Here is a 26,372-nt window from a genome sequence, read left to right as displayed (position 1 = left end):
CGAGACCGCCCCGGTGCACGAGCTGTACGCCCGGCCCGCGCACCCGTACACCCGGGGACTGCTGGACTCCATCCCCCGGCTGGACCAGAAGGGCCGGAACCTGCACGCCATCAAGGGCCTGCCGCCGAGCCTGCTGAGTCCCCCGGAGGGCTGCGCCTTCAACCCCCGCTGCCCGCGCGCCCAGGACCGCTGCCGGACCGAACTCCCCGCGCTGACACCGGTGACCGGCGAGCACGGGGCGGAGCTGGCGGGCCGCCGCAGCGCCTGCCACTACTGGCGCGAGACGCTGCACGGCTGAGGCCGCGCCCGGCCCGGCCGGCGGCTACTTCGCGAAGCCGACGTTCTCCCAGACGATGTCGGACAGGCCCTGCGCGCCGATGTTGGCGAGGTCGGCGCGGGCCCCGTACAGCTGCGGGCGCTGGTAGAGCGGCAGGACGCCGGCCACCTTCCAGAGCTCCCCGTCGGCCTGGTTGATCGCCTCGGTGGCGGTGGCGGCGTCGGCCGCGGCCGCCGCCCGGTCGAGCGCGGCGTCCACCGCCGGGCTGCCCGCCCCGACGTGGTTGGTGCCGCCGCTCTGGACGAAGTTGGCGCGGTTTCCGCTGGCCGGGAAGGGGGTGCCGATCAGCGAGTAGGCGGCGATGTCGAAGTCGTTGCGGTTGACGTACTTGTCGAAGAACTCGTTGGCGGGGGCGGTCACGGTGGTGACCTTGATGCCGACGTCCTTGAGCATTCTGGTGGTGTTGGCGGCCTCGGCCTGGGCCGGGTTGACGCCGGCCGGGACGACCATCCGCAGGTTCAGCTCGCGGCCGTCCTTCCTCCGCACGTCGCCGTCCGGTTTCCAGCCGGCCGCGTCCAGCTTGCGGGCCGCCTCGGCGGGGTCGTAGCGGGCCAGGCCCAGGGAGTTGTCGCGGTAGCCGTTCTGGTTGGTGACCAGCAGGTGGTTGTTGAGCGGGACGGCGGGCCAGTCCAGGCCGCTGAGGTCGGAGCGGATCACCACGTCCCGGTTGATCGCCTGGAAGACGGCCTGGCGCACGGTCGCGTCGCCGAGCGCGGGGGTGCGGGCGTTCAGGGTGAGCTGGCGGAAGTCCGGTCCGCCGGCCCGGCGCACCGCGGCGCCCTTGGTGTTCCTGACCACCTGGTAGCCGGCCACGTCCGGGCCGATGTTGACGAGGTCGAGCTGTCCCTTGGCGAAGGCGGCGGGCATCGCGTCGGGCAGCATCGCGTGGAAGACGATCCGGTCCAGCACCGGCTTGTCGCCCCACCAGGAGGGGTCGGCGACCAGTGTGACGGTCTGGGCGGCGCGGTCCAGCTGCTCGACCTTGAACGGGCCGGCGGTGACCGGGAACGCGTCCAGGTAGGAGGAGTTGAACAGGTCCGGCGTGGAGATCCGGCCGGCGGGCAGCAGCGGGGCGTTGCCGGCGCTGTTGAACATCGACTGCCACTCGGAGAACGGGTGGTCGAAGGTCATCACGGCCTGGAAGTCGTCCTTGCCGCGCTCCACCGCGGAGACCAGCTCGAAGCCGGTGCTGCTGGAGGACTTGTAGGCCGGGTCCTTCCCGTTCAGGGCACGCCAGTTGGCCTCGATGTCGCGCCAGGTGATCGGGGTGCCGTCGGACCAGTGGGCCTTCGGGTTGAGCGTCCAGGTGACCACCTGCCGGCCGTCCCTGAGCTCGGCGTGCGCCTCCTGCAGGTAGGCCGGGTTGGGGGTCTGGGTGCCGGCCGCGTCCGAGCGGAAGAAGGTCGGCAGCAGCGGCTTGCTGACCATGACGGTCGAGGACTCGCTGCCGTCGGTGTGGATCGGCGACCACTGGCGGGAGAACTGGGCGATCGCCAGGTTCAGGGTGCCGCCCTGGCGCAGCTGGGCCCGGTCGTGCGGGTTGATGTCGACCGAGGTGAGCTTGGGCGACGCGAGGGCGGCCGTCGGGGCCTCGGCGGCGTCCTGACCGGAGGTGCAGGAGCAGAGGGCCAGCGAGAGGGTGAGGGCGGTGAGACCGGCGAGCAGGGCCGTCCCGTGGTGCTGGAGGCGGCGGCGCATCGGCGTGCTCCCCGGGGTGGATGTGGCGGATGGTGTGGCGTCACATCTTGCTGACCGGGACGGGTGTTGTCGAGGGGCGGGCCCGGATGCGGGCCCGCCCCTCGTGCGGTGCGGGTACGGCGGACGCGCCGGCCCCCGACCGCGTCAGACCACGAACTTGAAGGTGCGGTCCTTGTCGCCGGTCTTGTCGAGCACCGAGGTGATGCCGTCCGCGACGTCCTGCGGGGTGATCGCGGCGACCTGGCCGTTCTTCTTGACCTTCACCTTGTCGAACGCGGTGCCCAGCTGGGCGGCGAGCGCGTCGAGGTCCCACTTGGGCACGATCTTGCCGGAGGCGTCCGGGACGAGGGTGAGCGCCTTGGCGGCGGTCTTCGGGCCGAAGTCCCAGGACTTGGCGCCGGCCACGACGTGCACCTTGCCCGCGGCGATCTGCTTGCCGAGGGTGTCGGCGGCGCCCTGGAGGGCCTGGGTGGAGATCTTCGGCTGGGCGGCCGTGACGGCCAGGGCGATCGGCTGCTCGGGCTTGCCGTCGGCGCGGTCGCGGTAGGCCTGCGCGATCACGTCCAGGGCGCTCGCCGAGTCCACCGCCTGGCCGGCCCGGCCGGGGACGACGATCGGCTCGCCGTTGACGTCGCCGAACTTGACGTAGCCCTCCTGGAGGCCCTGGCCGGAGCCGGCCGCGAGGGTGTCGAGAGCGGCCTTGAGCTTGGCCTTGTCGACCTTGACCTCGGGAGCGACGGTCTTGGTGCCGCCCTTGAGCGACTTGAAGACGTCCAGCGGGTTGTAGCTGTGCTGGGCCAGGCCGTCCACGGTGGCGGTGGTGTCGAAGCTCAGGCCGGCGACCGCCGGGTCGAGGTCCACGGCCTGGTCGCCGATCTTCAGCTTGAGCGGCTGCTGGCCGGCCTTGCCGACCGACTCGTCCAGCTGGTGGATCGCCTGGTCGCGGCTGCTGCCGCCGATCTCGGCGCCGAGCACCACGGTGCCCTTGGGGACGTCGGACTGGTTGAGCATCAGGCCGGTGCCGTACGCGGCGGCGCCGAGGAACAGCACCGCGACGATGCCGTAGACGCCCAGCTTGACCAGCTTCTTGCCGGCCCCGCCGCGCTTGGCCTTGGCCGGGGCGGCGGGCTCGGCCTTCGCCTTGGCGGGGGCCGGAGCGGGGGCCGGGGTGGCCTTGCCGCCCTTGCCGCCCTTGCCGCCCTTGGCGTTCCGGGTCTCCTCGGAGCCCTCGGGCCGGGGGCCGGGCGCCGGGGCCGGCAGCGGGGTGACCGCGGTGGCCTCCGGGTCGCCGGGCTGCGCGGCGGTGCCGGGCGCGCCCGGGAAGAGGGCGCCGGGGCCCGCCGGAGCGGCGGGGACCTCCTGGCCGTGGCCGGGGGCGGCCGGGCGCTGGGCGGCGAACGGATCGGTGCCGGTCGGGGCCGAGGCGAACAGGCCCGGCTGCGGACGGCCGTCGGCGCCGTGCGGGACGCCGTTCCGGGGCAGGCCGGGTATCGCGGCGGGCGGCGGGGTGTTGTCGCGGATCGGCGCGAAGCCGTCGACGGAGGTGTCCTCCGGGTTCGGCTCGGTGACCGGCCCGGCCGGCGGGTGCGGCGCGGGCGCCTGGTGGCCGTTCGGCTGGAAGCCGTTCTGCGGGCCGGGCTGCGGCTGCCCGCCCGGCCGGTTCTTGCGCTGCTGACGGTTCTGCGGCTGCCCGGTCTGCTGCCCGGTCTGCTGTCCGCGGCTCTGCTGCCCGCCGTCGCGCCGGGGCAGGCCCTGCGCGCCGGCGTCGGGAACGGAGGTGCCGAACGGGTCGGTGACCGGCGCGAACGGGTCGGCGGCCTCGTACACGCCGGGCTCCTCCACCGGGGCCTCGGCGTGGAACGGTGCGACGGGCGCGGCTGCCGGGTTCGGCTGCTTGCCCTGGGCGGGCACCGGCCGGCCGTTCGGGGTGCCGTTCCGCGCGCCGTCGGCACGGGCGGGTCGGCCCGCGGCCGGACGGGCACCCTGCGGGCGCGGCTCGGCGCCGCCGGGGGCGACCGGGGCCTCCGTCGTGCCCACGGCACCGGCCGGAACGGTCGCCGGAGCCGTGGCCGGCGCGGACTCGGCGGTCGCGGCCTTCTTCTGGCGCGGGCGGAACCAGGCGCCGGTGGACTCCGACTCCGAGGTCGCCGGCGGGATCGGCGGGATCTGCCACTCCGGCGGCAGGTTCGGCGGGGCGGCCTGGCGGCCGCCGTCGTCCATCACACCGAGGACGGGCGAGGTCGGCGCGGAGCGGTGCCGCGGGCCGCCCGGTTCGGCGGCGGCGGCCGGGGCGTCATCGCCCGGGCCGTCCTCGTTCTTGACGGTGCTGCGGACGACGACCGGCGGGATCGGACGCGAGCCGGGGATGTTGATCCGGACCCGGGTGGTCAGGGTGGTCTCGGTCTTCGGACCGTCGTCCTCGCCGCCCGACGCGGCGCCCGGTCCGGCGTCGGCCCGGTCGCCGCCGGGGAGCCCCGGCGTGCCGTAGGGCGGTGTGCCCGACGGGTAGGCGTCCGGGCCCGTGCGCCGGGGCGTCGGGTGGGCGTTGTCAGATTCGCGGCTGCTCAATGCTGCTCTGCTCCGGGTTCGCGGGCGGGCCGTGCGGCGCGACCGCGGTTCGTGGTCGCCGGGCCTTGGCTGGGGCGGGCGGCGGTCGGGTACGGCGTTCTGCGGGACCACCATACTGGGAAGAACTGAGCGGCGAACGGCTTCGGACAGATCCTGATACGTCCGGTTCCTCCGGTATGAGAGTAAGGCCGTACGCTCCTGACTGCTCGTCGTACGCGGTACGGTACGCCGTGCACGACCCGGGTCAGCGCGGGGGGCCGGGCACCCCGGGGAACCAGCTGGTGCGGGTGGGCAGGGTGGCGCAGATCACGCCCAGCACCGACCCGGCGAACAGCCAGGCCAGCGAGGTGGCGTTGGACCACAGCACGTTGTCGCCCTCGGGCCGGGGCACGATCAGCAGCAGCATCGCCAGGAACCAGCCGGCCGCGGGCGCGCCCGCGCCGAGCCGGGTGCCGGTGACCCGCAGGCCGCCGTAGAAGGTGGCGCCGGTCGCGGCGAGCGCCAGCAGGACTCCCACCGGCGGCCACAGGGCCTGCACAAAGGATCCGCAGACCGACACCGCGGCACCCAGCAGGAAGAACAGGACGTAGGCCCCGATCCGGGCGGCGCGCGGGGGCTGGGGCTCCGCCAGCCGCTCCTCGCGGGTGCCGAGGACGGCGGCGGCGAGCGTGCGGCGCGGCGGTGTGGCGTCGGACTTGCTCATCGGGTGCCCTCCTCGGCGTGGGCGGCGTCGAGCGGAAGGCCGGCGAACAGGTCGTCCTCCGGCCCGCCCGGCCCGGCCTGGCCGTGCACCAACTGGTAGTACTCGGTGGCGAACAGCGGCTGGGCGAGGTCGTTGGAGAGCGCGAAGAAGGCGCCGTCCACGGTGATCTGGGTGGCGTGGGCGGTCAGTGCGGCGGCCTTGCGCCCCGCGTACGCCGCGCCGTCCAGGGCGGTGGTGACCACCTCGTCGTCGACCACGCCGGGGACGTCGGAGGGCTGCGCCACGCCCGGGAAGGACGCCTTGGCGGCGGCCTCGGCGAGCCCGGCCTCGATCACCGAGCGGGGCATCCGGTTCCAGTACACCTTGGCGATCCGCCAGGCCGGGCCCAGCTCCGGCCGGTGCGCCGGGTCGGCGGCCAGCTCGTGGGCGCGCATCGCGACCCGGTGCGCCTGGATGTGGTCCGGGTGCCCGTAGCCGCCGTCCGGGTCGTACGTGACCAGCACCTGCGGGCGCGCCTCGCGGATCACCGCGACCAGGTGGCCGGCCGCCTCCTCGACGTCCGCCCGCCAGAAGCAGCCGGGCACGTCGTTCTCGGGCACGCCCATCATCCCGGAGTCGCGGTAGCGCCCCGGGCCGCCGAGGAAGCGGAAGTCGGTCACGCCGAGGGCGCGCATCGCCTCGGTGAGCTCGCCGATCCGGTGCGCGCCGAGGGTGTCGTCCCGATCGGCCGTCAGGTGGGCCAGCCGCGCGGGGATCACCTCGCCGCCCTCGCCGAGGGTGCAGGTCACCAGCGTGACCCGGGCGCCCTCGGCGGCGTACCGGGCCATGGTGGCGCCGTTGCCGATCGACTCGTCGTCGGGGTGCGCGTGCACCAGGAGGAGGCGGCGGCCGGTAGTCGCGGTCATGGGAGGAAGCCTAGGGCCTGTCGTCACGCTCCCGTCGTCCGCCCGGAGGGCGGGCGGGGCAGGCGCGCGTGCGACGTCAGGCCCTCGCGGCCGCGGCGGCGGGGTCAGAGCCTCAGGCCGTTGATCATTCCGGCGAGGTTGCTGGTGACCTGGCTGATCGACGGGGCGATCGAGCTGGAGGCCAGGTAGAAGCCCAGCAGCGCGCAGACGATCGCGTGCGCCAGCTTCAGGCCGGACCGGCGGATCAGGATCACCACGATGACCAGCATCAGCACAGCGGCGGAGATGTTCATCGCCATGTCGGCTCACACCCCTTCTCGGGCACGCCGCCCGGGGGAGAGCGGCGAGGGACGGTGCGGGACTGGGGGCTGCGGGTGACCGCGGTCCGGGACGGGGCCGGGCGTTCACTCGCGCGACAAGTCATACCCGATGGGTGAGGGTGTCATTACCCTCGGTGAGTCCGCGCGCGCCGGGGCATCGTGGCATCCGAGGGGCGCGTGGGCCGGTCGGAGGCGGTTTGGACCTCTTTGGGGCGTACTTGTCGACGATGCTCCGAACGAGTGATCAACGCACGCCCGGGGGTGGTGGTCCGTCGTCATAAGGTCTGGTGCCATGACCTCCCACACCTCTGCCGACACCTTCCCGAGGCAGTACGCGCGGACCCTGCGCTACACCGTCGGCGCGCCCCGCTCCTTCTCCGTCGCGCCGGACGGCTCGCGGGTCGTCTTCCTCCGCTCGCGATCCGGCCGCGACCGGGCCAACCTGCTCTGGACCCTCGACACCGCCACCGGCGAGGAGCGGGTCGCCGCCGACCCGGCCGCGCTGCTCGGCGGCGGCGAGGAGGACCTCTCCCCGGCCGAGAGGGCCCGCCGCGAGCGCAGCCGCGAGGGCTCGGCCGGCATCGTCGGCTACGCCCTGGACGCGGCCGGGAAGCTGGCCGCCTTCGCCCTCTCCGGCCGCCTGTTCACCGCCGACCTGACCACCGGCGCCACCGCCGAACTGCCCGCCGAGGGGCCGCTGCTGGACCCGCGCCTCTCCCCGGACGGCGCCTACGTCGCGTACGCCAACACCGCCGGCGAGCTGCGGCTGACCCGCACCGACGGCGGCGGCGACCGGGTGCTCGCCGAGCCGGACGGCCCGAACGTCACCTGGGGCCAGGCCGAGTTCATCGCGCAGGAGGAGATGGACCGCGACCGCGGCTTCTGGTGGTCCCCGGCGGGCGACCGGCTGCTGGTCGAGCGCGCCGACGACAGCCCGGTGCGCCGCTGGTGGATCGCCGACCCGGCGAACCCGGACCGTGAGCCCGCCGAGGTCGCCTACCCGGCGGCCGGCGGCGCCAACGCCGAGGTCGGGCTCTGGCTGCTCGACCTGCACGGCGGGCGCACCGAGGTGGTCTGGGACCGCGAGGCCTACCCGTACCTGGGCCGGGTGCACTGGTCGAAGGGCGGCGTGCCGCTGCTCCTGGTCCAGACCCGTGACCAGCGCGGCCAGCGGATCCTCGGCCTGGACGCCGCCACCGGCGCCACCGAGGTGCTGCACGAGGAGAAGGACGGCGTCTGGCTGGAGCTGTTCCCGGGCGCGCCGGCCTGGACCCCGGACGGCAAGCTGGTCCGGATCTCCGACGAGGGAGGCGTGCGGGCGCTGGTGATCGGCGACCGCGCCGTGACCGGGGCCGACCTGCACGTCCGCTCGGTCGTCGCGGTCACCGAGCGGGAGGTGTTCTTCGGCGCCGCCGGCGGCGCCGAGGAGACCGACCCCGAGCCGGGCTGGATCGGCGTCGGCCGGATCAGCCACGACGGCACGCGACTGGGCTGGGAGTCCGCCAACGGGCGGCCGTTCACCTCCGTCACCAGCGCGGTGCACGGCGGCGGGATCACCGTCCGGGCCACCGCCGAGCCGGATCTGCCCGGCACCCTGGTCCAGGTCGCCCGGGACCTGCCCGAGGGCCTGGCGGTCGACGACGTCGCCACCATCGCCTCGTACGCCGAGACCCCGGTCATCACCGCCCGCCCGGTCTTCCGCTTCGCCGGCGAGCGCCGCATCCCGGCGGCCGTCTTCCTGCCCACCGGCTACGACCGGGAGCGGGACGGCCTGCTGCCCGTCCTGATGGACCCGTACGGCGGCCCGCACGGCCAGCGCGTCGTCCAGGCGCACAACCCGCACCTCAACTCGCAGTGGTTCGCCGACCAGGGCTTCGCGGTGGTCGTCGCCGACGGGCGCGGCACGCCCGGGCGCGGGCCGGCCTGGGAGAAGTCGATCGCCTTCGACTTCGCCGGGGCCACCCTGGACGACCAGGTGGAGGCGCTGCGGGCGCTCGCCGGGGAGTTCCCGCTGGACCTCGACCGGGTCGCCGTCCGCGGCTGGTCGTACGGCGGCTACCTCTCCGCGCTCGCCGTGCTGCGCCGCCCGGACGTCTTCCACGCGGCGGTGGCCGGGGCGCCGGTGACCGACTGGGAGCTGTACGACACCCACTACACCGAGCGCTACCTGGGCGACCCCGCCGAGCGGCCCGAGGTGTACGCCGCCAACTCGCTGAGCGGGTACGCGGCCGGCCTGGAGCGCCCGCTGATGATCATCCACGGGCTGGCGGACGACAACGTGGTGGCCGCGCACACCCTGCGGCTGTCCTCGGCGCTGCTCGCCGCCGGGCGCCCGCACACCGTGCTGCCGCTGTCCGGAGTCACCCACATGACCCCGCAGGAGGAGGTCGCGGAGAACCTGCTGCTGCTCCAGGTCGACTTCGTGAAGCGCTCGCTGGGGGTGTGACACCCGTCCGACCAGCGCTTTCGGCGGCCGGTGCCCCTGACCGGGGTACCGGCCGCCGGCATGACATCCGTCATGCCGAAGGCACGACGGCGGACACTGCCGCCGCCACCCGCCCGCGCGGGACTCTGAGGTGGTGCGAACAGCACCGACCGTGACGCCACGAGCGTGACACCATCAGGGAGAGGAGCCGGGCGATGGGTACCGAGGTGGCCGCCTTCCGCGGCGTGGGCAAGAGCTACGGGCGGGTGCGCGCCGTGGACGGACTGGACCTCGTGCTGAGGCCGGGAGAGACCGTCGCCCTGCTCGGGCCGAACGGCGCCGGGAAGTCCACCAGCCTGGACCTGCTGCTCGGCCTGCGCGAGCCCGACCGGGGCGGCGTGACCCTGTTCGGCGCCACCCCGCGGGCGGCGATCGAGGCCGGCCGGGTCGGTGCGATGCTGCAGAGCGGCGGGCTGATGACCGACGTCAAGGTGCGCGAGCTGGTGCGGCTCGCCTGCGACGTGCACCCGCGCGGCCGGTCGGTCACGGAGGTGCTGACCGACGCCGGGATCACCGAGCTGGCGGAGCGGCGGGTCGACAAGCTGTCCGGCGGCCAGGAGCAGCGGGTCCGCTTCGCCCTGGCCATCGCCGGCGACAACGACCTGATCGTGCTGGACGAGCCGACCACCGGCATGGACGTCAGCGTGCGGCAGTCGTTCTGGGCGAGCATGCGCGCGCAGGCCGACGCCGGGCGCACGGTGCTGTTCGCCACCCACTACCTGGAGGAGGCCGACTCGATCGCCGACCGCGTCCTGGTGCTGCACCGGGGCCGGCTGATCGCCGACGGCAGCTCGGCAGAGATCAAGGCGCGGGCCGGCGCCCGCCGGGTCGCCTTCGAACTCCACGACGCGGACGGCGGGTTCGAGGAGCCCGTGCTGCGCACCCTGCCGGGCGTGCGGTCGCTGGACGTCACCGCCAGGGTCGCGGGGGTGCGGACGGTACGGATCCGGACCGCGGACGCCGACGCCACCGTGGCCGGGATCTACCGGGCGGGGCTGTACCCGCGCGGGCTGGAGGTCGCCGGCGTGGGCCTGGAGCAGGCCTTCCTGACCATCACCGGCGAGCTGGACCGCGAGGCCGGCGCCGGGGACGCCGGCCGGGAGAACACCGAGAAGGAGACCGTGCGATGACCACCCTGATCCGGCTGGAGATCCTGCGGACCCTCCGCAACCGGCGCTACCTGCTCTTCACCGTCGCCTACCCGGCGCTGATGTACGTCTTCTTCATCAACGCCTACGGCTCCACCCAGCTCGCCGGGGGCCTGCCGGTGAAGACCTACTTCATGGTCTCGATGGCCACCTTCGGCGCGGTCGGCGCGGTGCTGACCGGCAGTGCGCAGCGGATCTCGCTGGAGCGCAAGAGCGGCTGGGTGCGCCAGCTGCGGCTGACCGCGCTGCCCGGCCGGGCGTACACCGTCGGCAAGATCGCGGCGACCGCCGTCACCACGCTGCCGGCGATCCTGGTGGTCTTCGCGGTCGGCGCGAGCCAGGGCGTCTCGCTGAGCGTGCCGCAGTGGCTCGGGCTGGCGGCCGCGCTCTGGCTGGGCAGCTTCGTGTTCGCCGCGCTCGGGGTGGCGCTCGGGTACGCGGCGGCGCCGGACGCGGTGCAGCCGATCGTGATGATCACCTACATGGCGATGGCCCTGCTCGGCGGCACCTGGTTCCCGGTGAGCGGCTCACTGGAGAGGTTCGCCCGCTTCAACCCGGTGTACCTGTACAACCAGCTGGCCGACTTCACCCGGCCCGGGCACTCCCTGGACACCGGCGCGGTCGCCGGGCTGGCCGCCTTCCTCGTGGTGTTCGGCGCCGCCGCGGCGGCCCTGTACCGCCGTGACAGCCGCCAGGCATGATGATCGACATGAGTGACGCGCGCCAGGCCCACCGCCCCGACGAACCGCCGGAGGTGGGCGTGGCGCGCGCGTCCTTCATGAACGTGCCCGGTTCCCCGGTGGAGAGCAGGCGCCAGCTGCTGGTCAAGGTCGCCTGGATGATGCTGTGGATGCTCTACCTGGCCTACCCGGCGGGCGACCTGCTGAACGGCGGCCACACCACGGCCGGGACGGTGCTCGGCTGGTGCTGCCTGGCCGGGTTCGTGGTCGCCTACGTGCTGCTGGTGGTCTTCCGCTCGCAGGCCGGGATGCGGCCGCGGGCCTGCCTGGTGATCGTCACGACGATGGTCGGGCTCGCCGTCGCCGCCCCGGTCGGCCTCGGAGCCGCGTTCCTGACGCTGTTCATCTACGCCTCGGTGTGCGTCGCGATCATCGTGCCGACCCACTACGCGCTGCGCGCCCTGGTCGCCATGGCCGTGCTCACCGCCGCCGTCGGGACGGGCATCGGGGCCGGCGTCGACAACGTGTCCACCTTCGCGCTCAGCGCCTTCCTCTCCGGCATCGCGATGACCGGTCTGCAGCGGCTGGTCGCCACCATGAAGGAACTGCGCGAGGCCCGGGCCGCGGTCGCCCACCTGGCGGCCTCCGAGGAGCGGCTGCGGCTCGCCCGCGACCTGCACGACCTGCTCGGGCACTCGCTGTCGCTGATCACCCTGAAGAGCGAGCTGGCCGGGCGGTTCATGGACGCCGGCAAGGACGAGGCGGCGCGGGCGCAGGTCGCCGACATCGAGCAGGTCGCCCGGCAGTCGCTGATCGACGTCCGGGAGGCGGTGACCGGCTTCCGTCGCCCGACCCTGCCGGTCGAACTGGCCGCCGCCCGTACCGCGCTGGCCGCCGCGCAGGTCCGGCTGGAGGCCGCGCCGGAGCTGGTGGACGCCTGGCCGTCGCTGGCCGACGAGGAGACCGGGGCGCTGGCCTGGGCGCTGCGCGAGGCCGTCACCAACGTGGTCCGGCACGGCGAGGGCGCCACCGTCTGCACGGTGACGGCGGACGAGAGCTGGGAGGCGAGCGGCGAGCGCTACGCCGTCCTGGAGATCACCGACAACGGGCGCGGGCCGGGCAAGTCCCAGCCGGGCAACGGCCTGTCCGGGCTGGAGGAGCGGCTGGCCCTGGTCGGCGGGCGGCTGGAGACCGGGCCGGGGGAGCGGGGGAGGGGCTTCCGGCTGAGGGCCTCGGTGCCGCTGCGGACGGTGTCCGCGGCCACGCCCTAGACGCGCCCCGGACGCGCCCCGGACTAGGAGTCCCGTCCGGCCGACGGCAGTTCCAGCACGAAGCGGGCGCCGTGCGGGGCGTGGGCGACCCGCAGGGTGCCGCCGTGCCGGGTCGCGATGTCCGCCGAGATGGCCAGGCCCAGACCGCTGCCGCCGGCGTCCCGGCTGCGGGCCTCGTCGAGCCGGGTGAACGGCTCGAAGATCCGCTCGCGGTCCTCCGGCGGCACGCCCGGGCCGTCGTCCCGGACCTCCAGGACACAGCCGTGCACGGTGTGCCGCACGGACAGCACCACCTCGGCGGCCGCGTGCCGCTGGGCGTTGTCCAGCAGGTTGCGCACCAGCCGGTGCAGCCGGATGCGGCTGCCGCGCACCAGCACCGCTTCGGGCGCGTCCACCCGCAGGGCGAGCCGGGCGCCGACGACCGGGCGGTACTGGTCGGCGAGTTCGCGCAGCACGGCGGACAGGTCGACGTCGGTGAGCCGGCCGGCCGACGCCGGGTGCGAGTCCCGGGCCAGGAACAGCAGGTCCTCGGTGAGCTGCTGGAGCCGCTCGACCGAGGTGAGCGCCTCCCGGGTGGTGGCCGGCCAGTCGGTGCGCTCGGGGTGCGCCAGCGACACCTCCAGATTGGTGCGCAGCGCGGCGATCGGGCTGCGCAACTCGTGCGAGGCGTCCGCGACGAAGCGCTGCTGCTGCACGGCGGAGCGCTCCAGCCGGTCCAGGGTGGCGTTGGTGGTCCGGGCCATCCGGGTGAGCTCGTCGCCGGCGCGCGGCACCGGGACGCGGCGGTCCAGCCGGTGCTCGCCGATCTCGGCCAGCCCGGCGCGGATCGCCTCCACCGGGCGCAGCGCCCGGCTGGTCGCCGCCCAGGCCACCAGCGCGACCAGCAGTGCGGCGGCCGGCACGCCCAGCCGCAGCACCGGGTCGATGGTGTGCAGCGAGGCCTCGGCGGCGAACGGGGTGACCAGCACGTACACCGTGAACGGGCCGGCCATCGGCTTCGTCTGGTCGCCGTCCTTGCGCAGCAGGGGGCTCCAGCTGCCCATCGCGGTGAAGGTGCGTCCCGAGTAGCGGTTGGCCGCGGCCGTGCCCGCGGGGCCGATGGTGATCCGCTGGACGGACCGCCAGTCGTCCCGGGCCAGGTGCGGCACGGAGGCGGGCGGGGGCCCGACCAGGTGCTGGGTGGTCAGCGTGCCGCCCATGAACAGCACCTGGCCGTCGCCGCCCAGCACCACGTACGGCAGCCTCCAGTTGTCCACCAGCTGCTGGCCGAGCTTGTAGCCGTTGCTGAGATCGTGGGACTGCGACGTGGCCTCCGCCTGGGCGGCCTCCAGCTGGGCGTCGTACAGGTGGCCGCGCAGCCACCAGGCGCCGCCGCCGAGCAGCAGCAGCGCGGTCAGTCCGGCCGCCAGCGAGGTGCGCAGGCGGGTGGAGAGACGGCTCAGCACGGTGCGGTCTCCAGTCGGTAGCCGGCGCCGCGCACCGTGGTGATCGAGCGGACGCCGAACGGGGTGTCCACCTTGCGGCGCAGCATGCTGACGTACACCTCGACGATGGACTCCTCGCCGTCGAAGGCGATGTCCCACACCTCGTCGACGATCCGGCGCTTGGAGAGCACCTCGCCGGGATGCTCGGCCAGGCAGCGCAGGACGGCGAACTCCCGCTCGGTGAGGGTGATCTCGGCGCCGCCCCGGCCGCAGCGGCGGCCCGCCGGGTCCAGCCAGAGGTCGCCGACCCGCAGCAGCGGGCCCGGGGTCTGGCTGCGGCGGAGCAGGGCACGGAGCCGGGCCAGGAAGACCAGGTAGGAGAACGGCTTGGTGAGGTAGTCGTCGGCGCCGGTGTCCAGGCCCTCGGCCTCGTCGTACTCGCCGTCCTTGGCGGTCAGCATCAGGATCGGGGTGGTGACGCCGTCGACGCGCAGCGCCTCGCACACCTTGTAGCCGTTCAGGCCGGGCAGCATGATGTCGAGCACGATCGCCCGGTAGGCGTGCCGCTGGGCCAGCCGCAGGCCGGTGAGACCGTCCGGGGCGAGGTCGACGGTGTAGCCCTCCGCCTCCAGACCGCGCCGTACGGCCGCCGCGACCTGGGCGTCGTCCTCCACCACCAGAATCTCCATGCGGATCAGGATGCCATCGGCGCCGGATCCGTTCCTTAAGCCGCCTTCAGCTTTCTCAGCCTCGCTTCAGGGGAGCCGGAGCATGCTCTCGCCGGGTTCGCCGATCCGTCCGGGTCGGCGCTGCTCGGAGCGGGAGGGACCGGCGGATGAGTGTTCTGGAAGGCCCCGCGGTGCCCGTCCGGCACCGCAGGCCGCGCCGTGCGCTCCCGCCCGGCCTGGTGATGGCGGCCGGGACGGTGGTCTCCCGGGCCACCGGCTTCGTCCGCTCGGCGCTGCTGGTGGCGGTCCTCGGCTCGGGGCTGCTCGCGGACGGGTACAACGTGGCCAACACGGTGCCCAACATCCTGTTCGTGCTGCTGATCGGCGGTGCGCTGAACACCGCGCTGGTGCCCCACCTGGTGCGCGCCGCCAAGGAGTCGGCGGACGGCGGGGCGGCGCACGTCGACCGGCTGGTGACGGTGCTGGTGGTCGCCCTGCTGGTGCTGACGGCGGTCGTGGTGCCCGGCGCGCCGTACGTGGTGCGGGCCTACACCTCGTACGACGGTGCCCAGTTGGACCGGACGGTGCTGCTGGCGTACCTGTGCCTGCCGCAGGTGTTCTTCTACGGGCTGTTCACGGTGCTCGGTCAACTCCTCAACGCCCGGCGGCGGTTCGCGCCGATGGCGTGGGCGCCGGTGCTCAACAACCTGGTGGTGATCGGGGTGTTCGGTGCCTTCGTCGGCCACCGCTCCTTCGACGAGCGGGACCTGACCGTGCTCGGGGCCGGGACGACGGCCGGGGTGGTGGCCCAGGGCCTGGTGCTGCTGCCCTGCCTGCGGGCGGCCGGGGTACGGCTGCGGCCGCGCTGGGACTGGCGGCGGGCGGGGCTCGGCGAGCCGCTGCGCGCCGCCGGGTGGACGCTGCTGCTGGTGCTCGCCGACCAGGCGGGCTACTGGGTGGTCACCAGGCTGTCGACCTCGGTCGGCGCGCAGGCCGCCGCGGCCGGACTGCCGGGCGTCGGGTACACCGCCTACAGCAGCGCGTACCTGCTGTGGATCGTGCCGCACGGGGTGGTCACGGTGTCGTTGGTGACGGCGGCGGTGCCCGCGCTCAGCGCGTCCGCCGACTCCCCGCGGGCCGTGCGGGCGCTGCTCGCCCGGACCGTGCGCACCATCGCGGTGGTCACCGTCCCCGCGGCCTGCGGGTTGGCGGTCCTCGCGCCGCAGCTGTGCGCGCTCGCCTTCGGGCACGGGAGCACCGACCCCGCCGACGTCCGGGCCATCGCCGGAATGCTGACCGCCTTCGCGCCCGGCCTGGTCCTCTACTCGGCCTCGTACGCGCTGACCCGCGCCTTCTACGCGCTGGGCGACAGCCGCACGCCCTTCCTGCTCAACCTGCTGCCGGTCGCCGCCACGGCCCTGGGGGCGGTGCTCTGCCACCGGCTGCTGCCGCTGCGCTGGGCCGTCACCGGGATGGCCGGCTGCTACGGGGGCTCGTTCCTGCTGACCGTTCTGGGCGCCTCCCTGCTGCTGCGACGACGCCTCGGCCCGGTGCGGGTCCTGGGCGACCACGCCAGGCTGCTGCTCGCCGCCCTCCCGGCCGCCACCGCGGCCTGGTGGACCGCGCGGTACGGCCTGGCGCCGGCCGCCGCCACCCTCGCCGTCGGCTACCTCCTGCTCGCCCGCCTTCTGCGGGTCGCCGAACTGTCGGCCCTCACCACACGATTGCGCAGACGCCCATGACTCTCCTTCCCACCGATGTCGCCCGCGTCCTCGACGTCCTCCTCCCCGAGGGCCACCCCCTGCGCGCCCAGGTCCCGCACCTGCGCGTGGAGTCCCGCTGCCGGTGCGGCTGCAGCACGGCCCTCTTCGCCGGCGTCGCGGACGGCGCCCGCTCGGACGTGGTGGCCGAGGCGGCGATCGGCTCCGACGGCGAGATCCTGCTCTTCGCCGAGGACGGCCGGCTCTCCTGGCTGGAGGTCTGCTCCTGGAGCGATCCCAAGCTCACCCTCGCCGACGCGGCCCGCTTCCTGCGCGGGGAACCCGGGCGGCCGGGGTGAGCGTCCTTTCGTGCCCACCGTTCTCGTGCTCGGCTTCGACCCGCACGCCGTCCCCGGCGCGGCACGGGCCCTTCGGCCGGTCGCCCTGCCCGCCGGACTGCCGGGTCCGCCCGCCGGCGTGCCTCAGCCGAGGTCGGCCAGGTCGCGGCGGTAGGCGAGGGCGGGGCGGTCGCCGAGGAGGAACTCGTGCCGGAACGCGAAGCCGTTCCGGGCGAGGACGGCCTGCGAGGCGGGGTTGTCGCGGGTGGTGACGGCGGTGAGGAAGCGCAGTCCGTACCCGGTGGCGGCGAGCCGGCACGCCTCGGCGACGGCGGCGGTGGCGACGCCGCGGCCGGCGGCGGACTCGGCCACCCGGTAGCCGATCTCGGCGCCGCCGTCGGCGAGGTCGACGAGGTTGACGCGGCCGACCAGCTCGCCGGCCGCGTCGCGGACGACGTGGAACCGGCAGGTGCCCGCGGCCTGTTCGGCGAGGAGGGCGGCGTGGCGGTCCGCGAACCCGGTGAAGTAGTCGTCACCGCGGTCCGGGACGCTGCGGGCGAAGTGGGCGCGGTTGGCGCGTTCGAAGTCGAGCAGGTCCTCGGCGTGGTCGGGGCGCAGCGGTTCCAGGGTGATCATCCCGACAGTCTGGCCCGGAGGGCCCCGGTGAACCACTCGAATACGTCCCGCAGGTTCTCCGGCACCGGCCAGCCGTTGACGGTCGCCATCAGCCGCCAGTAGCGCTCGGCCCTGGGATCGTCGGCCGTCCCGAGGCGGTCGAGCAGCCACCGCCGCAGCGCGGTGTCGTCCGGGCGGCCGAAGGCCTCGGCGTAGGCGGCGGCGAGGGCGGCGACGACGGGGTCGGCCTCGGGGGAGGCGGGGGCGACGCCGGCCGCCAGTGCGGTCCGGACCAGGGAGGTCACCGTCCCGGTGAGCTCGACGTGCAGGCCGGTGCGGTCCCCGTCGGCGCGCTCGGCGGCCTGGTGCTCGGCCATCCGGCGCACCGCCGCGCGGAAGCCCGGGTCCTGGACGAGTTCGCCCAGTTCCACCCAGGCCTCGACCTGCTCCGCCCGTGGCTCGTCGGGCAGTTCGGGCATGGCCGAGCGCATCATGGCGACGAACTCCGGGTTGGCGTCCAGGCCGCCGAAGACCTCGTCGACGAAGTCGTGGATCAGGCGCCGGCGTTCGGCGTCGGAGAGTGCGGCGAGCTTGTGCATGAGTCTCATCTCCTCGGGTGTGGAACCGCGTTGGGCGACGGCGAGCAGCACCGCCCGGCGCAGCCGGAGGGTGCGGATCTGCACCTCCAGCGCCCCGGCGTGCGCGGCGGCGACCTCCCGCAGCGGGGCCTCCCGCTCCAGCACCCGGCGGATCGCGGGCAGGTCGAGCCCGAGTTCGCGCAGGGTGCGGACGAGGTCCAGCCGGGCGAGCGCGTGGACGTCGTACCGCCGGTAGCCGGCCGCGGTGCGGTCGGTGGGCGGCACCAGGCCGGTGTCGGCGTAGAACCGGATGGCCTTGACGGTGAGTCCGGTGCGCCGGGCGAGCTCGCCGATCGAGTAGAGCGTGTCGCTGCCGTCCATGGGCCTCACTCTGGACCCTCCCCTTACCGGAGACACAAGCCCGTCGCCGTCGCCGGGCACGCCCTGAGGTCGTGGCCATGAACGACACTGACAACGGGGCCTCGATCCGCGTGCTGCTGGCCGAGGAGGCATGGACACATGCATAACATGCTGTGACCAGCGGAAACGGTCAGTTGGAGCACCACCATGCAAGACAGCGACACCTACATATGTGTCCTGTGCGGTAAGCCGGAGGCGCAGAGCATCGACCTGTACTGCCGTAAGTCGAAGCTGGTTCGGGGGTCGGCAGGAGTTGAGCACGGACGCCCAGGAGGAGCAGGGGCACCGCCGCGCGCACCGCGAGGGCTACGCCGTGCGGAAGGTCTGGAAGGACATTGCGAGCGGCTTCAAGGACGTGGAACGGGCGGACTTCGACCGGGCCTTGAAGGCACTCGCGGGCGGGGTTGTACCCGCGCTGTGGGCGTACGCGGTCGACCGGTTCAGCCGTAAGGGAGCCGAGGACCTGTTGAAGGTCATCGGCAAGGTCCGGGTGATCTTCGACATGGACGGGCTCGACTCCAACGAGCCGCGGGATAGGCGTTGGATCATCAACCGGGCGGAAGAGGCGCGGGAGTACAGCGAGACCCTGTCGCGCCGGGTCAGGGACACCAAGGAGGAACAGCGGGACGGCGGTCTGTGGGTTGCGGGCCGGGCCCCATGGGCTACCAGGTTTCGCGGGACCGCTTCCTCAGCCCGGATCAGACACCGGCGGCCAAAGGAATGCCGTCGCGCGCGGACCAACAGTCCCGGCCGACGCCGCGGGAATTCGTTGCGCCTTCCATCACAGTAGGGGCGGGATTACCGCGCACCCCACCGACGGGAACCGGCGGTCTGAGTGCCTGCCCCTACAGCAACCCTGCCCGTGCACCACGCACCCTCTCGGGGGTGGCCGCCGGAGTCGTGCGGCAGGGTGCGGGGGCTGCACCGCCTATGAGTAACCCCGTCCGCCAGGACGGGCCGAAAGGGGTCGTAAGCGCGTGCAGTCCCCACCGTGTCCGGACCGGCCGTGAGTCGGCGAGGACGACCACCAGCCCACAACCCCAATGGCAGGGGCACGCGGTCGAGGCCCTACGGGGTACCGGCCGCGGACTTCCCGAGTTCGAGTCTCGGGATGGGCACAGAGCCGGGCTGCAACCTACGCCGGATGACTCGTTCCATGAAATGGGTCATCTTCGGAAGGTTGCAACTGGCCGACTCGTACGACCACCGAGGGGGCGCCGTGCGCTGTATCGACTGCACCGAACCTCCGACTCGCCGAGGACGCTGCGAGGCCCACCACGCGGCCTACGAAGCCCGTCCGAGTGTCCGGGCCCGCCGTCGGCTGCTCGCCCTGGTGGCGCGGCGCCACAGTGGGGCGGAGCGACTTCGACGGCAGGTCGACCGAGCGGGCTCCGGGGTGTGCGGCGGAGACTTCCCCGCGGCGCTGGTCGACGTTGACCACCGGGCGCCGCTCGCCCTCGGAGGCGAGGACACCGACGACAACGTGCGGTCGCTGTGTCGCACCTGTCACCGAGGGAAGACCGCAAGGGACTTCGGGGCGTTCGCCGTGAGCCCCTGAGTTGCTACTTCCGTGCCAGCAAGGCCGCGAGGGTTCCGCCGCCTGCTGTGACTGCCGTGATGAGCCACGCGGGGATGCGCTGGATGGTCAAGTGGAGCCCACCCCAACGGAGTTCGAATTGTGGAGGTCGCTTCGTGCTGCCTGCCTGTCGGTCCATGCCTTCAATCATGGTGCCCCCAAAGACTCCGCGCGGTTCCTTGCGGACTCACGTTGGGCTCCCCAGGCGGCCGACGTCGTACGCCAGCGCGCTGAGCCCCCAGAATTCACCCGTTCAGCGGTCGCGTGCTTCGCCGTGACGTGCGCCGAAGCGTGGCAACAGAGCGCGGGACACCATTTCATCCGTTTCATCCCATTCTGATTACCTGCCAGTCACACACTTCGCCGCGCACGGTCCGAACGGGCGCTTGGCTGAACCCCCGGGCTTCCTTGTCGGTGGCGGCACGCGAGGGCATGACTTGCCGCGGTTCCGGGGCCTAGGCGCCAAGGCCATCCCGCACAGGCAACGCCCCACCGCCACGACGGCTCGGCGCGTTCCGGGGCCTACGCGCCAAGATCATCCCAGGATTGAGGGGGCGCCCCGTGCCCCGTCGACCCCGCCCCCCGTGCTCCGTCCCGGGGTGCCCCGAGCTGACTGCCCGTGGTGGTCGCTGCCCGCAGCACCAGCGCGAGGCCGAGCAGCAGCGAGGCAGTGCGGCGGAGCGCGGCTACGACTCCTGGAAGTGGGCTCGGGTTCGGCGCGCCTACATCTACGCGCACCCCTGGTGCCTGCTGTGCGGGCGGCCGGCTGTGATCGCCGACCGCCACCCGGAGTCGCGCCGCTCGCTGCTCGCCCGAGGCGTCGAAGGCCCTGACGCTCCGCATCGGCTTCGGCCGCTGTGTACGCAGTGTCACAACCGAGCGACGGCCGTTCACCAGTCGGGCGGTTGGGCTGCTGAGCGAGCCAAGCCCAATTGCAGGGCTCTGACCTGCGGTTTTACCCAGGGGGTGACTCCCTCTCCTCCTGACCCTGACCGGCAGGGAGGGAAAACTCTCGCGTGGCCGTTCAAGGCATTTGTGCGGAACAAATCAGCCCCGCCCTGTCCTCACTCGCAGAGGGCAGGGCGGGCCCATTTGCTTTTGGTCAGCGAGTAGGGACGCCGCGCTCCCACAGTTCTTCTGCGTGCTCGGCAAACCGATCGAACATTCCGCCGTCCTGCGATCGGCGGAGGTGCATCATCGGGGAGTCATGCCCAACCACCCGTGCCAGATGTGGGGTTACCAGGGCGTCGTGATCGAAACGGAAGACCGAGAGGCTTACGTGGTTGGGTCCGTCATCGGGTGTGCTGAATCGGGCTTCGACACCTTCGACGCCGGAGAGCTTTTCCAGGTGCTCCAGGGTGATTCGAATCCGGGTCGAGACGGTCAGCGCCACGCCTTCGATGCGCTCCCGCTGCCGTGTGGTCTCAGACTCGGGGTCACCCAGCAGGAACCGGACGCGACACCCGGCCTCGGCCTTGCGTCGCAGTGTCTGGTGTAGCGCTGGCTGCTCCAGCCACACGAAGTAGTTCGTGTATCCGGCCAGGAAGATGTCATCTACAGCATTGCCAATCAGCTGACCCCAAACCGGCGTTGGGCAGGTTGATCGGTACGGATAGGCGGCGAACACCTCTCGGTCGTGGCCGGTCTTGATGTTCGCCCGGACGGTGTTGGGCCAGATCACTTGCTCATCAACCCCCAGGGCTGCGCACACATCGTTGCGGTTCTTCTGGTGCGGTACTAACGCGGCGTTCGATAGCCAGCGTTCCACGGTCTTAGGTGTGACGCCTACGCGGGTCGCCAGTTGGCTCGGAGTGAGCTTCGCGTTCGCCATACCTTGTCGGAGAGCGATGTTCAAGAGTCATCCCCCGGACGTTTGGGCCTTCTGGGACGCTAGCGCGTACACCGCCCTCATGTCTCGGGTATGGGGGTGCTTTGGCCCGTCCGAGAGCCCAGGATCGGTGGTGCATCGAGGAAGTCCACCCGCCCAAGTGGAGAACGGCCACGCCGAAGACGTGCGACAGGGGCAAGGCCGAGGAGCGCGACTCCCGGCGGGTCCTGTGGGCCGTCAGGTGTACAACCTTCGCTCCGGCGGCGGGAATCGACGCGCTGGTCGAAGCGGTCGTGTGACCGCTCGCCGGCTTTGAGCTGCCGTCCTGGCCACAACGCCAACCCCTGTGGCCGGGGCGGGCTCAGGACTCCCACTTCGGGGCTGCTGATACCTACCCGGCCCCGAAGCGGGGCACTACCCGCTACGCCCCGTGGTGTAGCGGTGGCACTACCAACGGGCATGGCGCCCGCCGTGCTCGCTGACAAGAGGAGAAACGCACATGAGCAAGCCCGTGGAGTTCGACCCGGCGTCGCACCCCGGCCTGGACTGGTCGGTGGCGTCGTACTCCCACCTGGACGACAAGGTGGAGTGCTTCGCGGTCGCCGACGCCGGTAACGGCCTGGTGGCGCTCGCCAACATCAACAACGACGGCGCCGTGATCACCGGCACCCCCGGTGAGCTGCGCAAGCTGCGCAACGCCTTCGTGTCCGGCCAGTACGACCACCTGATCGGCGCCTGACGCACCAGCAAGTGAGTGGGAGGCGACCGCCCCAACTCAACTGGGGCGGTCGCCCCTTCCCACCCTACGAGAAGGGAGCGCCACCATGCAGACTGCACTTTCAAGGCTGGTCACCGACCCGGACGCCTTCCGCACCGCGTGGCCCTCGGCGCCCGCGGTGTACGACCGTGACACGGCGGACCTGCAACAGCTCGCGACCAGGCAGGCAGCCCGCGAGATCCTGGCCGATCCGGATATCCGACCGGGAGGGTTCGGCATGGTCCGCGACGGTGTGCTGACCGCCGAGCGGCCGTCCGCCGACCACCCGACGGACACCCTGGTTCTCAACGGCCTGCACCGGTCCTACCCGCCGATCATGAAGTTCTGCAAGGAACTGTCGTCCATGCTCGGCCACCCCGTGACGGGGAACTTCTACCTCACCCCGGCCGGGAAGGCGCAGGGGTTCGGGTGGCACTGGGACTGCCATCACGTCTTCATCGCACAGGCCGAGGGTGCGAAGGAGTGGCGGCTGTTCGCCCCGACGTTCGTGAACCCGCTGGAGCATCACAACTGGTCGAAGATCGGGTTCGACCCGGAGGACAAGCTCCGGTTCGCGGCGACCGCTCCGGACTTCTCGGTCACGCTGCGGGCCGGGCAGGTGCTGTTCATCCCGCGCGGGTGGGTGCACGCCGGGCAGAGCGCCGAGGAGCACAGCCTGCACATCACCTTCGGCGTTCAACTCCTCACGAAACACTGGGCGTTGCGCAAACTCTGGGAGCTGTGCGAGGACAGCGAGGAACTGCGGGATGCGCTGCCGCCGAACCTCGGTGGGCAGGATTTCGCCGCGCTGGCCGGCAACCTGGTGAAGCTGTTCGGTGACTCGCTGGCGGAACTGCCGACCAGCAAGACCGCGCTGCGGCTCCGCTCGGCACAGCGACTCTCCGTGCTCGGTCAGGAACCCAAGTAGAACGGTGGACCATCGGAGCATGGCGGGACGGAGAGCCGTCGGAAGGCACCGTAGGCGGTGCCAGTGGTCCGGTTGTCAGCACTACGCGAATCTGCGGGACGTGGAGACCGGACAGGACTTCTGCCTGTGCTGCGCCCTCGCCATGCTCTACGCCGCGCAGGACCCGATCACCCATTTCCGGGAGTTCGACGACTCGACCGCGTACGCCGATGCGTTGCGCGACCGGGCGCCGCTCGGGCTTTTGGGTTGGCCGGGCTCCACTCGACCGGACGGGCCGCTAACCTCGGATTGACGCCGAGCGAGAGGGCCAGCCGTGCTCGAACCCGACGACGAAACCGTGACCGAGTGGTACGACGCTCGCGCCAACCGCGAGCGGCCGCCGGGCACACGGGATGCGCTGACCCTTGACCCGACTGTCCGGCGCGGCGGCCTGTTCGAGGACGCTCCGCGCATGGTTGTGGAGTGGGACGGTGCGGCGTGGCAGCCGGTGGGCGTCGCCAGCACTTATGCGGATGCCTATCCAGTGATCGTGCGGCGGGAGGTCGGGTTCGCGGACCCGCAAGAGGACACACCGGTTTCGCTGCTTCGGAAGGGCAGTGGCCGACACCGTAAGCCGCTCGACCAGTAAGTTCGGCGGCCGGGACGTGAACGATCGCTGTCCGGACGTTCCGACGTTTACCCGCGCCTCACCGCCCCGCTCCGCTGGTGAACTCCGGTAGCGCGGGGCCTACTCGTCCCCGCGTACTTCCTGGTGGGTCACGAAGCTGCCCATGCCGGTACGGGTGACCACCAGGTGGGCATCCCGCAGTGAGGCAATCGCCTTCCGCACGGTCTTTCGGTCCACGCCGAATTCCGCAGACAACTCCACCTCGGACAGCTTGTCGTCGGGTCGGAGCTCGCCGGCGGCAATTCTGGCGGTGACGATCTCTGCGATCTGTTCCCACTTCGGGCGGGACGGGCTGAACTCAAACACCCCCTGACGGTAGTCGCGAGGGCCAGCCGGGCATAGCCCGGGATGGCCATGGACAGGTATGGACAGGTTGAGTACCGTCGATCACGAAAGAACCCCCGACCGCCGCTTAGGACCGGCTGTCGGGGGCAACGCCGAACAGCTTTCGAGGAGCTGCACGACACGTCAGACCTTACATTCCGGAGCTGGTTCACCGCCGCCGCCGGCTGCCTGTCCGGGGCAACGATCCTGGCACTCTGGCTCACCGGCGAGGCCGCGCCGCGGGGCCGCCGCCGGGCAGGTGCCCCCTGTCCCGTCCTGGTGTACACCCGTCGAACCCCCGCCTTCCCCCACCGTGAACCAAGCGCCCCCATGCCGACCCCGGAGCCCGCGAACCAGCCCAAGTCGGACCGCCTGCACATGGGCCCGTTGGTCCGCCCACACATCGACCACGAAGCACGGCGGGCTGGTCTGGACGAAATGCAGCGCCAGTACGACCGACGCGAAGCTCTGCGCGCGGTTGCCGAGGGGCTGCCCGACCCCGGATACACCTACCCGGGCGCGCACACCCTCGCAAGGGCGGTGGCGTGATGACCCCGGCAACCACCGCGAAGCCCACGTGCGGCGCCCTCCTCCGCGCCCGGACTTCCCCTGCGTGCTCGACCCGTTCCACCGGAACAACCACGCGAACGCCCTCGGTGAAGACTGGCCGCGCGTCGGCCCGATCTACTGCACCCGGTGCAAGCGGGAAGCCACCAGCCCAGCCCTGGTGAGCTACCGCGAAGTCGCGAGCGGCCCCGGGTACTCCGCGTGGGCGTGCTCGCCGAGCCGCCCCGAGTAAGACCCCCACAGCGCCCCGTCCGGATCCTCTCCGGGCGGGGCTTCGTGCTGTCTAGGCTGGTCATATGGACGACGACGCGTCAGAGACGCCCGTACAATGTGTAAGAGTCCTCCTCGCCGAGGACCAGGGGATGGTCCGGGAGGCGCTGGCCGCGCTGCTCGGGCTGGAGGGGGACATCGACGTCGTCGCGCAGGTCGGCCGCGGGGACGAGGTGGTGGCGGCGGTGCTCGCGAACGACGTGCAGGTCGCCGTGCTGGACATCGAGATGCCGGGGATGACGGGCATCGAGGCGGCCGCCGAGCTGCGCGGCCGGGCGCCCGGGACGAAGGTGGTCATCGCGACGACCTTCGGCCGGCCCGGCTACCTGCGCCGGGCGATGGAGTCGGGCGCGGACGCCTTCCTGGTGAAGGACGCGCCGGCCGCCGAGCTGGCGGAGGCGATCCGCCGGGTGCTGCGCGGCGAGCGGGTGATCGATCCGGTGCTGGCCGCCGCCGCGCTGGCGGAGGGCGCCAACCCGCTGACCCCGCGCGAGCGGGACGTGCTGGGCGCGGCCGCCGACGGCGCGGTGAACGCGGACATCGCCCGGCGGCTGCACCTGTCCGAGGGGACGGTGCGCAACTACCTGTCGATGGCGATCCAGAAGACCGGGGCCCGCAACCGTACCGAGGCGGTGCGGATCGCCCGCGAGAAGGGCTGGCTGTAGGCGGGAGGGTCAGTTGAGCCGGTGCCGGGCCGCCCGGGCCTCCTGGCGGACCTTGGCGGCGGTGTCCGGGTCGAAGGTGTCCAGGATCTGCGCGTAGGCGTCCATCTCCGCCGATCCGCCGAGGAAGTCCCCGGTGCGGACGAGGAGTTCGGCCCGTTCCAGGCGCAGCTGGGCCGGGTGCCGGGGCAGCAGCAGGGAGAGTTCGGTGGCCCACAGCTGGGTGCGGGCGTGCTCGGGGCGGTCGGCGGCCCAGACCCGGATGTTGCCGAGCACCCGCAGCACGATCTCCAGCGGCTGGGCCGGGGTGAGCAGGGCGGGGGTGAACTCCTGCCCGGCGGCGGCGACCAGCCGTTCGACGTCCTCCGGGTCGAGCAGCCGACCGCCGTGGAACGGGTCGGCCAGGACGTAGTCCTCGCCGCCCGCCGGGCCGCCCACCGCGACGATGAAGTGGCCGGGCAGCGCGATGCCGTGGACGGTCAGTCCGGCGCGCCGCCCGACCGCCGTCCACACCAGGGAGAGCGTGATCGGCAGTCCGCGCCGCCGCCGCAGCACCTCGGGCAGCAGCGAGGACTCCAGGCGCCGGTAGTCCGACTGCCGTCCGTGGAATCGCTCCCGTCCGCCGAGCACCGCGGCGAGCAGGGCGGCCGTCTCCTCCGGCCCGGTGGGCGCCCGCTCGGCGACGGCCTGCCGGACGGCTGCCGCGTGCCGCTCCAGCGCGGCCTCGCAGGCGGCGAGCAGTGCGTCCACGCCGGGCGGCTCGCCGGGGTCGCCGGGGTCGGGCACCATGCCGTGCTCGGCGGCGGCGAGCAGGCACAGCAGCACCGGGTCGGGCTGCTCGGCGCGGGCGGCGGTCCGGAAGCGGTCTCTGCTCTGCTCGGTCACGGTGACGGCGACGGCTTTCGTACGGCGGACGGACAAGGTGGCGGACGGAC

Annotated in this window: 26 protein-coding genes; 14 read left to right on the top strand and 12 right to left on the bottom strand. The window is 72.9% G+C overall.

The features are described from left to right. Window positions 1-298 (top strand): oligopeptide/dipeptide ABC transporter ATP-binding protein (locus tag ACZ6EM_RS35440; protein ID WP_465774206.1); only part of this gene is annotated, 298 nt, incomplete at its 5' end. A gap of 24 nt (window positions 299-322) precedes the next feature. On the opposite strand, the gene ACZ6EM_RS35435 is transcribed toward ACZ6EM_RS35440, so the two are convergent. The 5 genes from ACZ6EM_RS35435 to ACZ6EM_RS35415 all read right to left on the bottom strand — a co-directional run bounded on the left by ACZ6EM_RS35435 (window position 323) and on the right by ACZ6EM_RS35415 (window position 6,510). After that, the gene (locus ACZ6EM_RS35435) at window positions 323-2,035 is read right to left on the bottom strand and encodes an ABC transporter family substrate-binding protein (RefSeq protein ID WP_465774205.1); all 1,713 of its coding nucleotides are present in this window, start codon (window positions 2,033-2,035) and stop codon (window positions 323-325) included. Window positions 2,036-2,179: 144 nt separating this feature from the next. Continuing rightward, the gene (locus ACZ6EM_RS35430; protein ID WP_465774204.1) at window positions 2,180-4,603 is read right to left on the bottom strand and encodes a peptidoglycan binding domain-containing protein; all 2,424 of its coding nucleotides are present in this window, start codon (window positions 4,601-4,603) and stop codon (window positions 2,180-2,182) included. Window positions 4,604-4,847: 244 nt separating this feature from the next. Continuing rightward, window positions 4,848-5,306 carry a DUF6113 family protein gene (locus ACZ6EM_RS35425; protein ID WP_359899579.1) on the bottom strand — a complete coding sequence of 153 codons (459 nt, stop codon included), beginning with the start codon at window positions 5,304-5,306 and terminating at the stop codon, window positions 4,848-4,850. After that, entirely contained in the window at window positions 5,303-6,211 is a 909-nt protein-coding gene (gene mshB / locus ACZ6EM_RS35420; protein ID WP_465774203.1) for an N-acetyl-1-D-myo-inositol-2-amino-2-deoxy-alpha-D-glucopyranoside deacetylase, read from the bottom strand. Before mshB ends, ACZ6EM_RS35425 begins: the two co-directional genes overlap by 4 nt. A gap of 104 nt (window positions 6,212-6,315) precedes the next feature. Further along, window positions 6,316-6,510 (bottom strand): DUF2304 family protein, encoded by a 195-nt coding sequence (locus tag ACZ6EM_RS35415; RefSeq protein ID WP_049658010.1) that lies wholly within the window; start codon window positions 6,508-6,510, stop codon window positions 6,316-6,318. A 313-nt stretch (window positions 6,511-6,823) separates the two neighbouring features. Here ACZ6EM_RS35415 and ACZ6EM_RS35410 point away from each other — a divergent pair, with 313 nt between their 5' ends. The 4 genes from ACZ6EM_RS35410 to ACZ6EM_RS35395 all read left to right on the top strand — a co-directional run bounded on the left by ACZ6EM_RS35410 (window position 6,824) and on the right by ACZ6EM_RS35395 (window position 12,115). Next, on the top strand, window positions 6,824-8,977 hold the full coding sequence (locus ACZ6EM_RS35410) for a S9 family peptidase (protein WP_401049739.1): 2,154 nt from the start codon (window positions 6,824-6,826) through the stop codon (window positions 8,975-8,977). A gap of 194 nt (window positions 8,978-9,171) precedes the next feature. Further along, complete coding sequence (locus ACZ6EM_RS35405; RefSeq protein ID WP_465774202.1) at window positions 9,172-10,146, top strand: ABC transporter ATP-binding protein; 975 nt, start codon at window positions 9,172-9,174, stop codon at window positions 10,144-10,146. Further along, complete coding sequence (locus ACZ6EM_RS35400; RefSeq protein WP_452177994.1) at window positions 10,143-10,865, top strand: ABC transporter permease; 723 nt, start codon at window positions 10,143-10,145, stop codon at window positions 10,863-10,865. Before ACZ6EM_RS35405 ends, ACZ6EM_RS35400 begins: the two co-directional genes overlap by 4 nt. An 8-nt stretch (window positions 10,866-10,873) precedes the next feature. After that, a complete protein-coding gene (locus ACZ6EM_RS35395; protein WP_452177995.1) occupies window positions 10,874-12,115 on the top strand; it encodes a sensor histidine kinase in 1,242 nt (413 codons plus the stop codon). 23 nt (window positions 12,116-12,138) lie between these two features. On the opposite strand, the gene ACZ6EM_RS35390 is transcribed toward ACZ6EM_RS35395, so the two are convergent. Next, complete coding sequence (locus ACZ6EM_RS35390; RefSeq protein WP_465774201.1) at window positions 12,139-13,560, bottom strand: sensor histidine kinase; 1,422 nt, start codon at window positions 13,558-13,560, stop codon at window positions 12,139-12,141. Beyond that, the gene (locus ACZ6EM_RS35385; protein ID WP_380539886.1) at window positions 13,554-14,228 is read right to left on the bottom strand and encodes a response regulator transcription factor; all 675 of its coding nucleotides are present in this window, start codon (window positions 14,226-14,228) and stop codon (window positions 13,554-13,556) included. Before ACZ6EM_RS35385 ends, ACZ6EM_RS35390 begins: the two co-directional genes overlap by 7 nt. A 146-nt stretch (window positions 14,229-14,374) precedes the next feature. Between ACZ6EM_RS35385 and murJ the strand changes: the two genes are divergently transcribed. Together murJ and ACZ6EM_RS35375 are read left to right on the top strand one after the other, a co-directional pair. Next, window positions 14,375-15,949 carry a murein biosynthesis integral membrane protein MurJ gene (gene murJ / locus ACZ6EM_RS35380; protein ID WP_452177997.1) on the top strand — a complete coding sequence of 525 codons (1,575 nt, stop codon included), beginning with the start codon at window positions 14,375-14,377 and terminating at the stop codon, window positions 15,947-15,949. Beyond that, a complete protein-coding gene (locus tag ACZ6EM_RS35375; protein WP_387694237.1) occupies window positions 15,946-16,266 on the top strand; it encodes a hypothetical protein in 321 nt (106 codons plus the stop codon). The genes murJ and ACZ6EM_RS35375 overlap by 4 nt, the downstream gene beginning before the upstream one ends. Window positions 16,267-16,389: 123 nt before the next feature. Here the strand turns inward: ACZ6EM_RS35375 and ACZ6EM_RS35370 are convergent, their stop codons facing one another. Both ACZ6EM_RS35370 and ACZ6EM_RS35365 read right to left on the bottom strand, forming a co-directional pair. After that, window positions 16,390-16,881, bottom strand: a complete 492-nt coding sequence (locus ACZ6EM_RS35370) for a GNAT family N-acetyltransferase (RefSeq protein ID WP_380539892.1) — start codon at window positions 16,879-16,881, stop codon at window positions 16,390-16,392. Next, the gene (locus ACZ6EM_RS35365) at window positions 16,878-17,819 is read right to left on the bottom strand and encodes a MerR family transcriptional regulator (RefSeq protein ID WP_401050358.1); all 942 of its coding nucleotides are present in this window, start codon (window positions 17,817-17,819) and stop codon (window positions 16,878-16,880) included. The genes ACZ6EM_RS35370 and ACZ6EM_RS35365 overlap by 4 nt, the downstream gene beginning before the upstream one ends. Before the next feature lie 292 nt (window positions 17,820-18,111). On the opposite strand from ACZ6EM_RS35365, the gene ACZ6EM_RS35360 reads away from it, so the two are divergent. Together ACZ6EM_RS35360 and ACZ6EM_RS35355 are read left to right on the top strand one after the other, a co-directional pair. After that, window positions 18,112-18,648, top strand: a complete 537-nt coding sequence (locus tag ACZ6EM_RS35360; RefSeq protein ID WP_452178000.1) for a recombinase family protein — start codon at window positions 18,112-18,114, stop codon at window positions 18,646-18,648. Between the two features lie 321 nt (window positions 18,649-18,969). Further along, complete coding sequence (locus tag ACZ6EM_RS35355) at window positions 18,970-19,416, top strand: HNH endonuclease (RefSeq protein ID WP_465774200.1); 447 nt, start codon at window positions 18,970-18,972, stop codon at window positions 19,414-19,416. A 1,120-nt stretch (window positions 19,417-20,536) separates the two neighbouring features. On the opposite strand, the gene ACZ6EM_RS35350 is transcribed toward ACZ6EM_RS35355, so the two are convergent. Beyond that, window positions 20,537-21,265, bottom strand: a complete 729-nt coding sequence (locus ACZ6EM_RS35350; RefSeq protein WP_465774199.1) for a DUF5919 domain-containing protein — start codon at window positions 21,263-21,265, stop codon at window positions 20,537-20,539. Between the two features lie 496 nt (window positions 21,266-21,761). Here ACZ6EM_RS35350 and ACZ6EM_RS35345 point away from each other — a divergent pair, with 496 nt between their 5' ends. The 4 genes from ACZ6EM_RS35345 (at window position 21,762) to ACZ6EM_RS35330 (ending at window position 23,575) form a co-directional block, all read left to right on the top strand. After that, complete coding sequence (locus tag ACZ6EM_RS35345; protein WP_465774198.1) at window positions 21,762-22,001, top strand: hypothetical protein; 240 nt, start codon at window positions 21,762-21,764, stop codon at window positions 21,999-22,001. 85 nt (window positions 22,002-22,086) lie between these two features. Then, window positions 22,087-22,947: a JmjC domain-containing protein gene (locus ACZ6EM_RS35340; protein WP_465774197.1), complete on the top strand. Its 861-nt coding sequence runs from the start codon at window positions 22,087-22,089 to the stop codon at window positions 22,945-22,947. Window positions 22,948-23,047: 100 nt separating this feature from the next. Next, on the top strand, window positions 23,048-23,239 hold the full coding sequence (locus tag ACZ6EM_RS35335; RefSeq protein WP_401055506.1) for a hypothetical protein: 192 nt from the start codon (window positions 23,048-23,050) through the stop codon (window positions 23,237-23,239). 21 nt (window positions 23,240-23,260) lie between these two features. Continuing rightward, window positions 23,261-23,575: a DUF6087 family protein gene (locus tag ACZ6EM_RS35330; RefSeq protein ID WP_401055507.1), complete on the top strand. Its 315-nt coding sequence runs from the start codon at window positions 23,261-23,263 to the stop codon at window positions 23,573-23,575. Between the two features lie 99 nt (window positions 23,576-23,674). On the opposite strand, the gene ACZ6EM_RS35325 is transcribed toward ACZ6EM_RS35330, so the two are convergent. After that, window positions 23,675-23,920 (bottom strand): GntR family transcriptional regulator, encoded by a 246-nt coding sequence (locus ACZ6EM_RS35325; RefSeq protein WP_452178004.1) that lies wholly within the window; start codon window positions 23,918-23,920, stop codon window positions 23,675-23,677. An 881-nt stretch (window positions 23,921-24,801) separates the two neighbouring features. Between ACZ6EM_RS35325 and ACZ6EM_RS35320 the strand changes: the two genes are divergently transcribed. Then, complete coding sequence (locus ACZ6EM_RS35320) at window positions 24,802-25,440, top strand: response regulator (RefSeq protein ID WP_452178005.1); 639 nt, start codon at window positions 24,802-24,804, stop codon at window positions 25,438-25,440. A gap of 9 nt (window positions 25,441-25,449) precedes the next feature. On the opposite strand, the gene ACZ6EM_RS35315 is transcribed toward ACZ6EM_RS35320, so the two are convergent. Further along, window positions 25,450-26,358, bottom strand: a complete 909-nt coding sequence (locus ACZ6EM_RS35315) for a transglutaminase family protein (RefSeq protein ID WP_380539898.1) — start codon at window positions 26,356-26,358, stop codon at window positions 25,450-25,452. Between the last annotated feature and the right edge of the window lie 14 nt (window positions 26,359-26,372).

It is taken from the genome of Kitasatospora sp. NPDC041917 (assembly GCF_055589745.1).
This window is presented reverse-complemented; position numbering and strand designations above follow the sequence as displayed.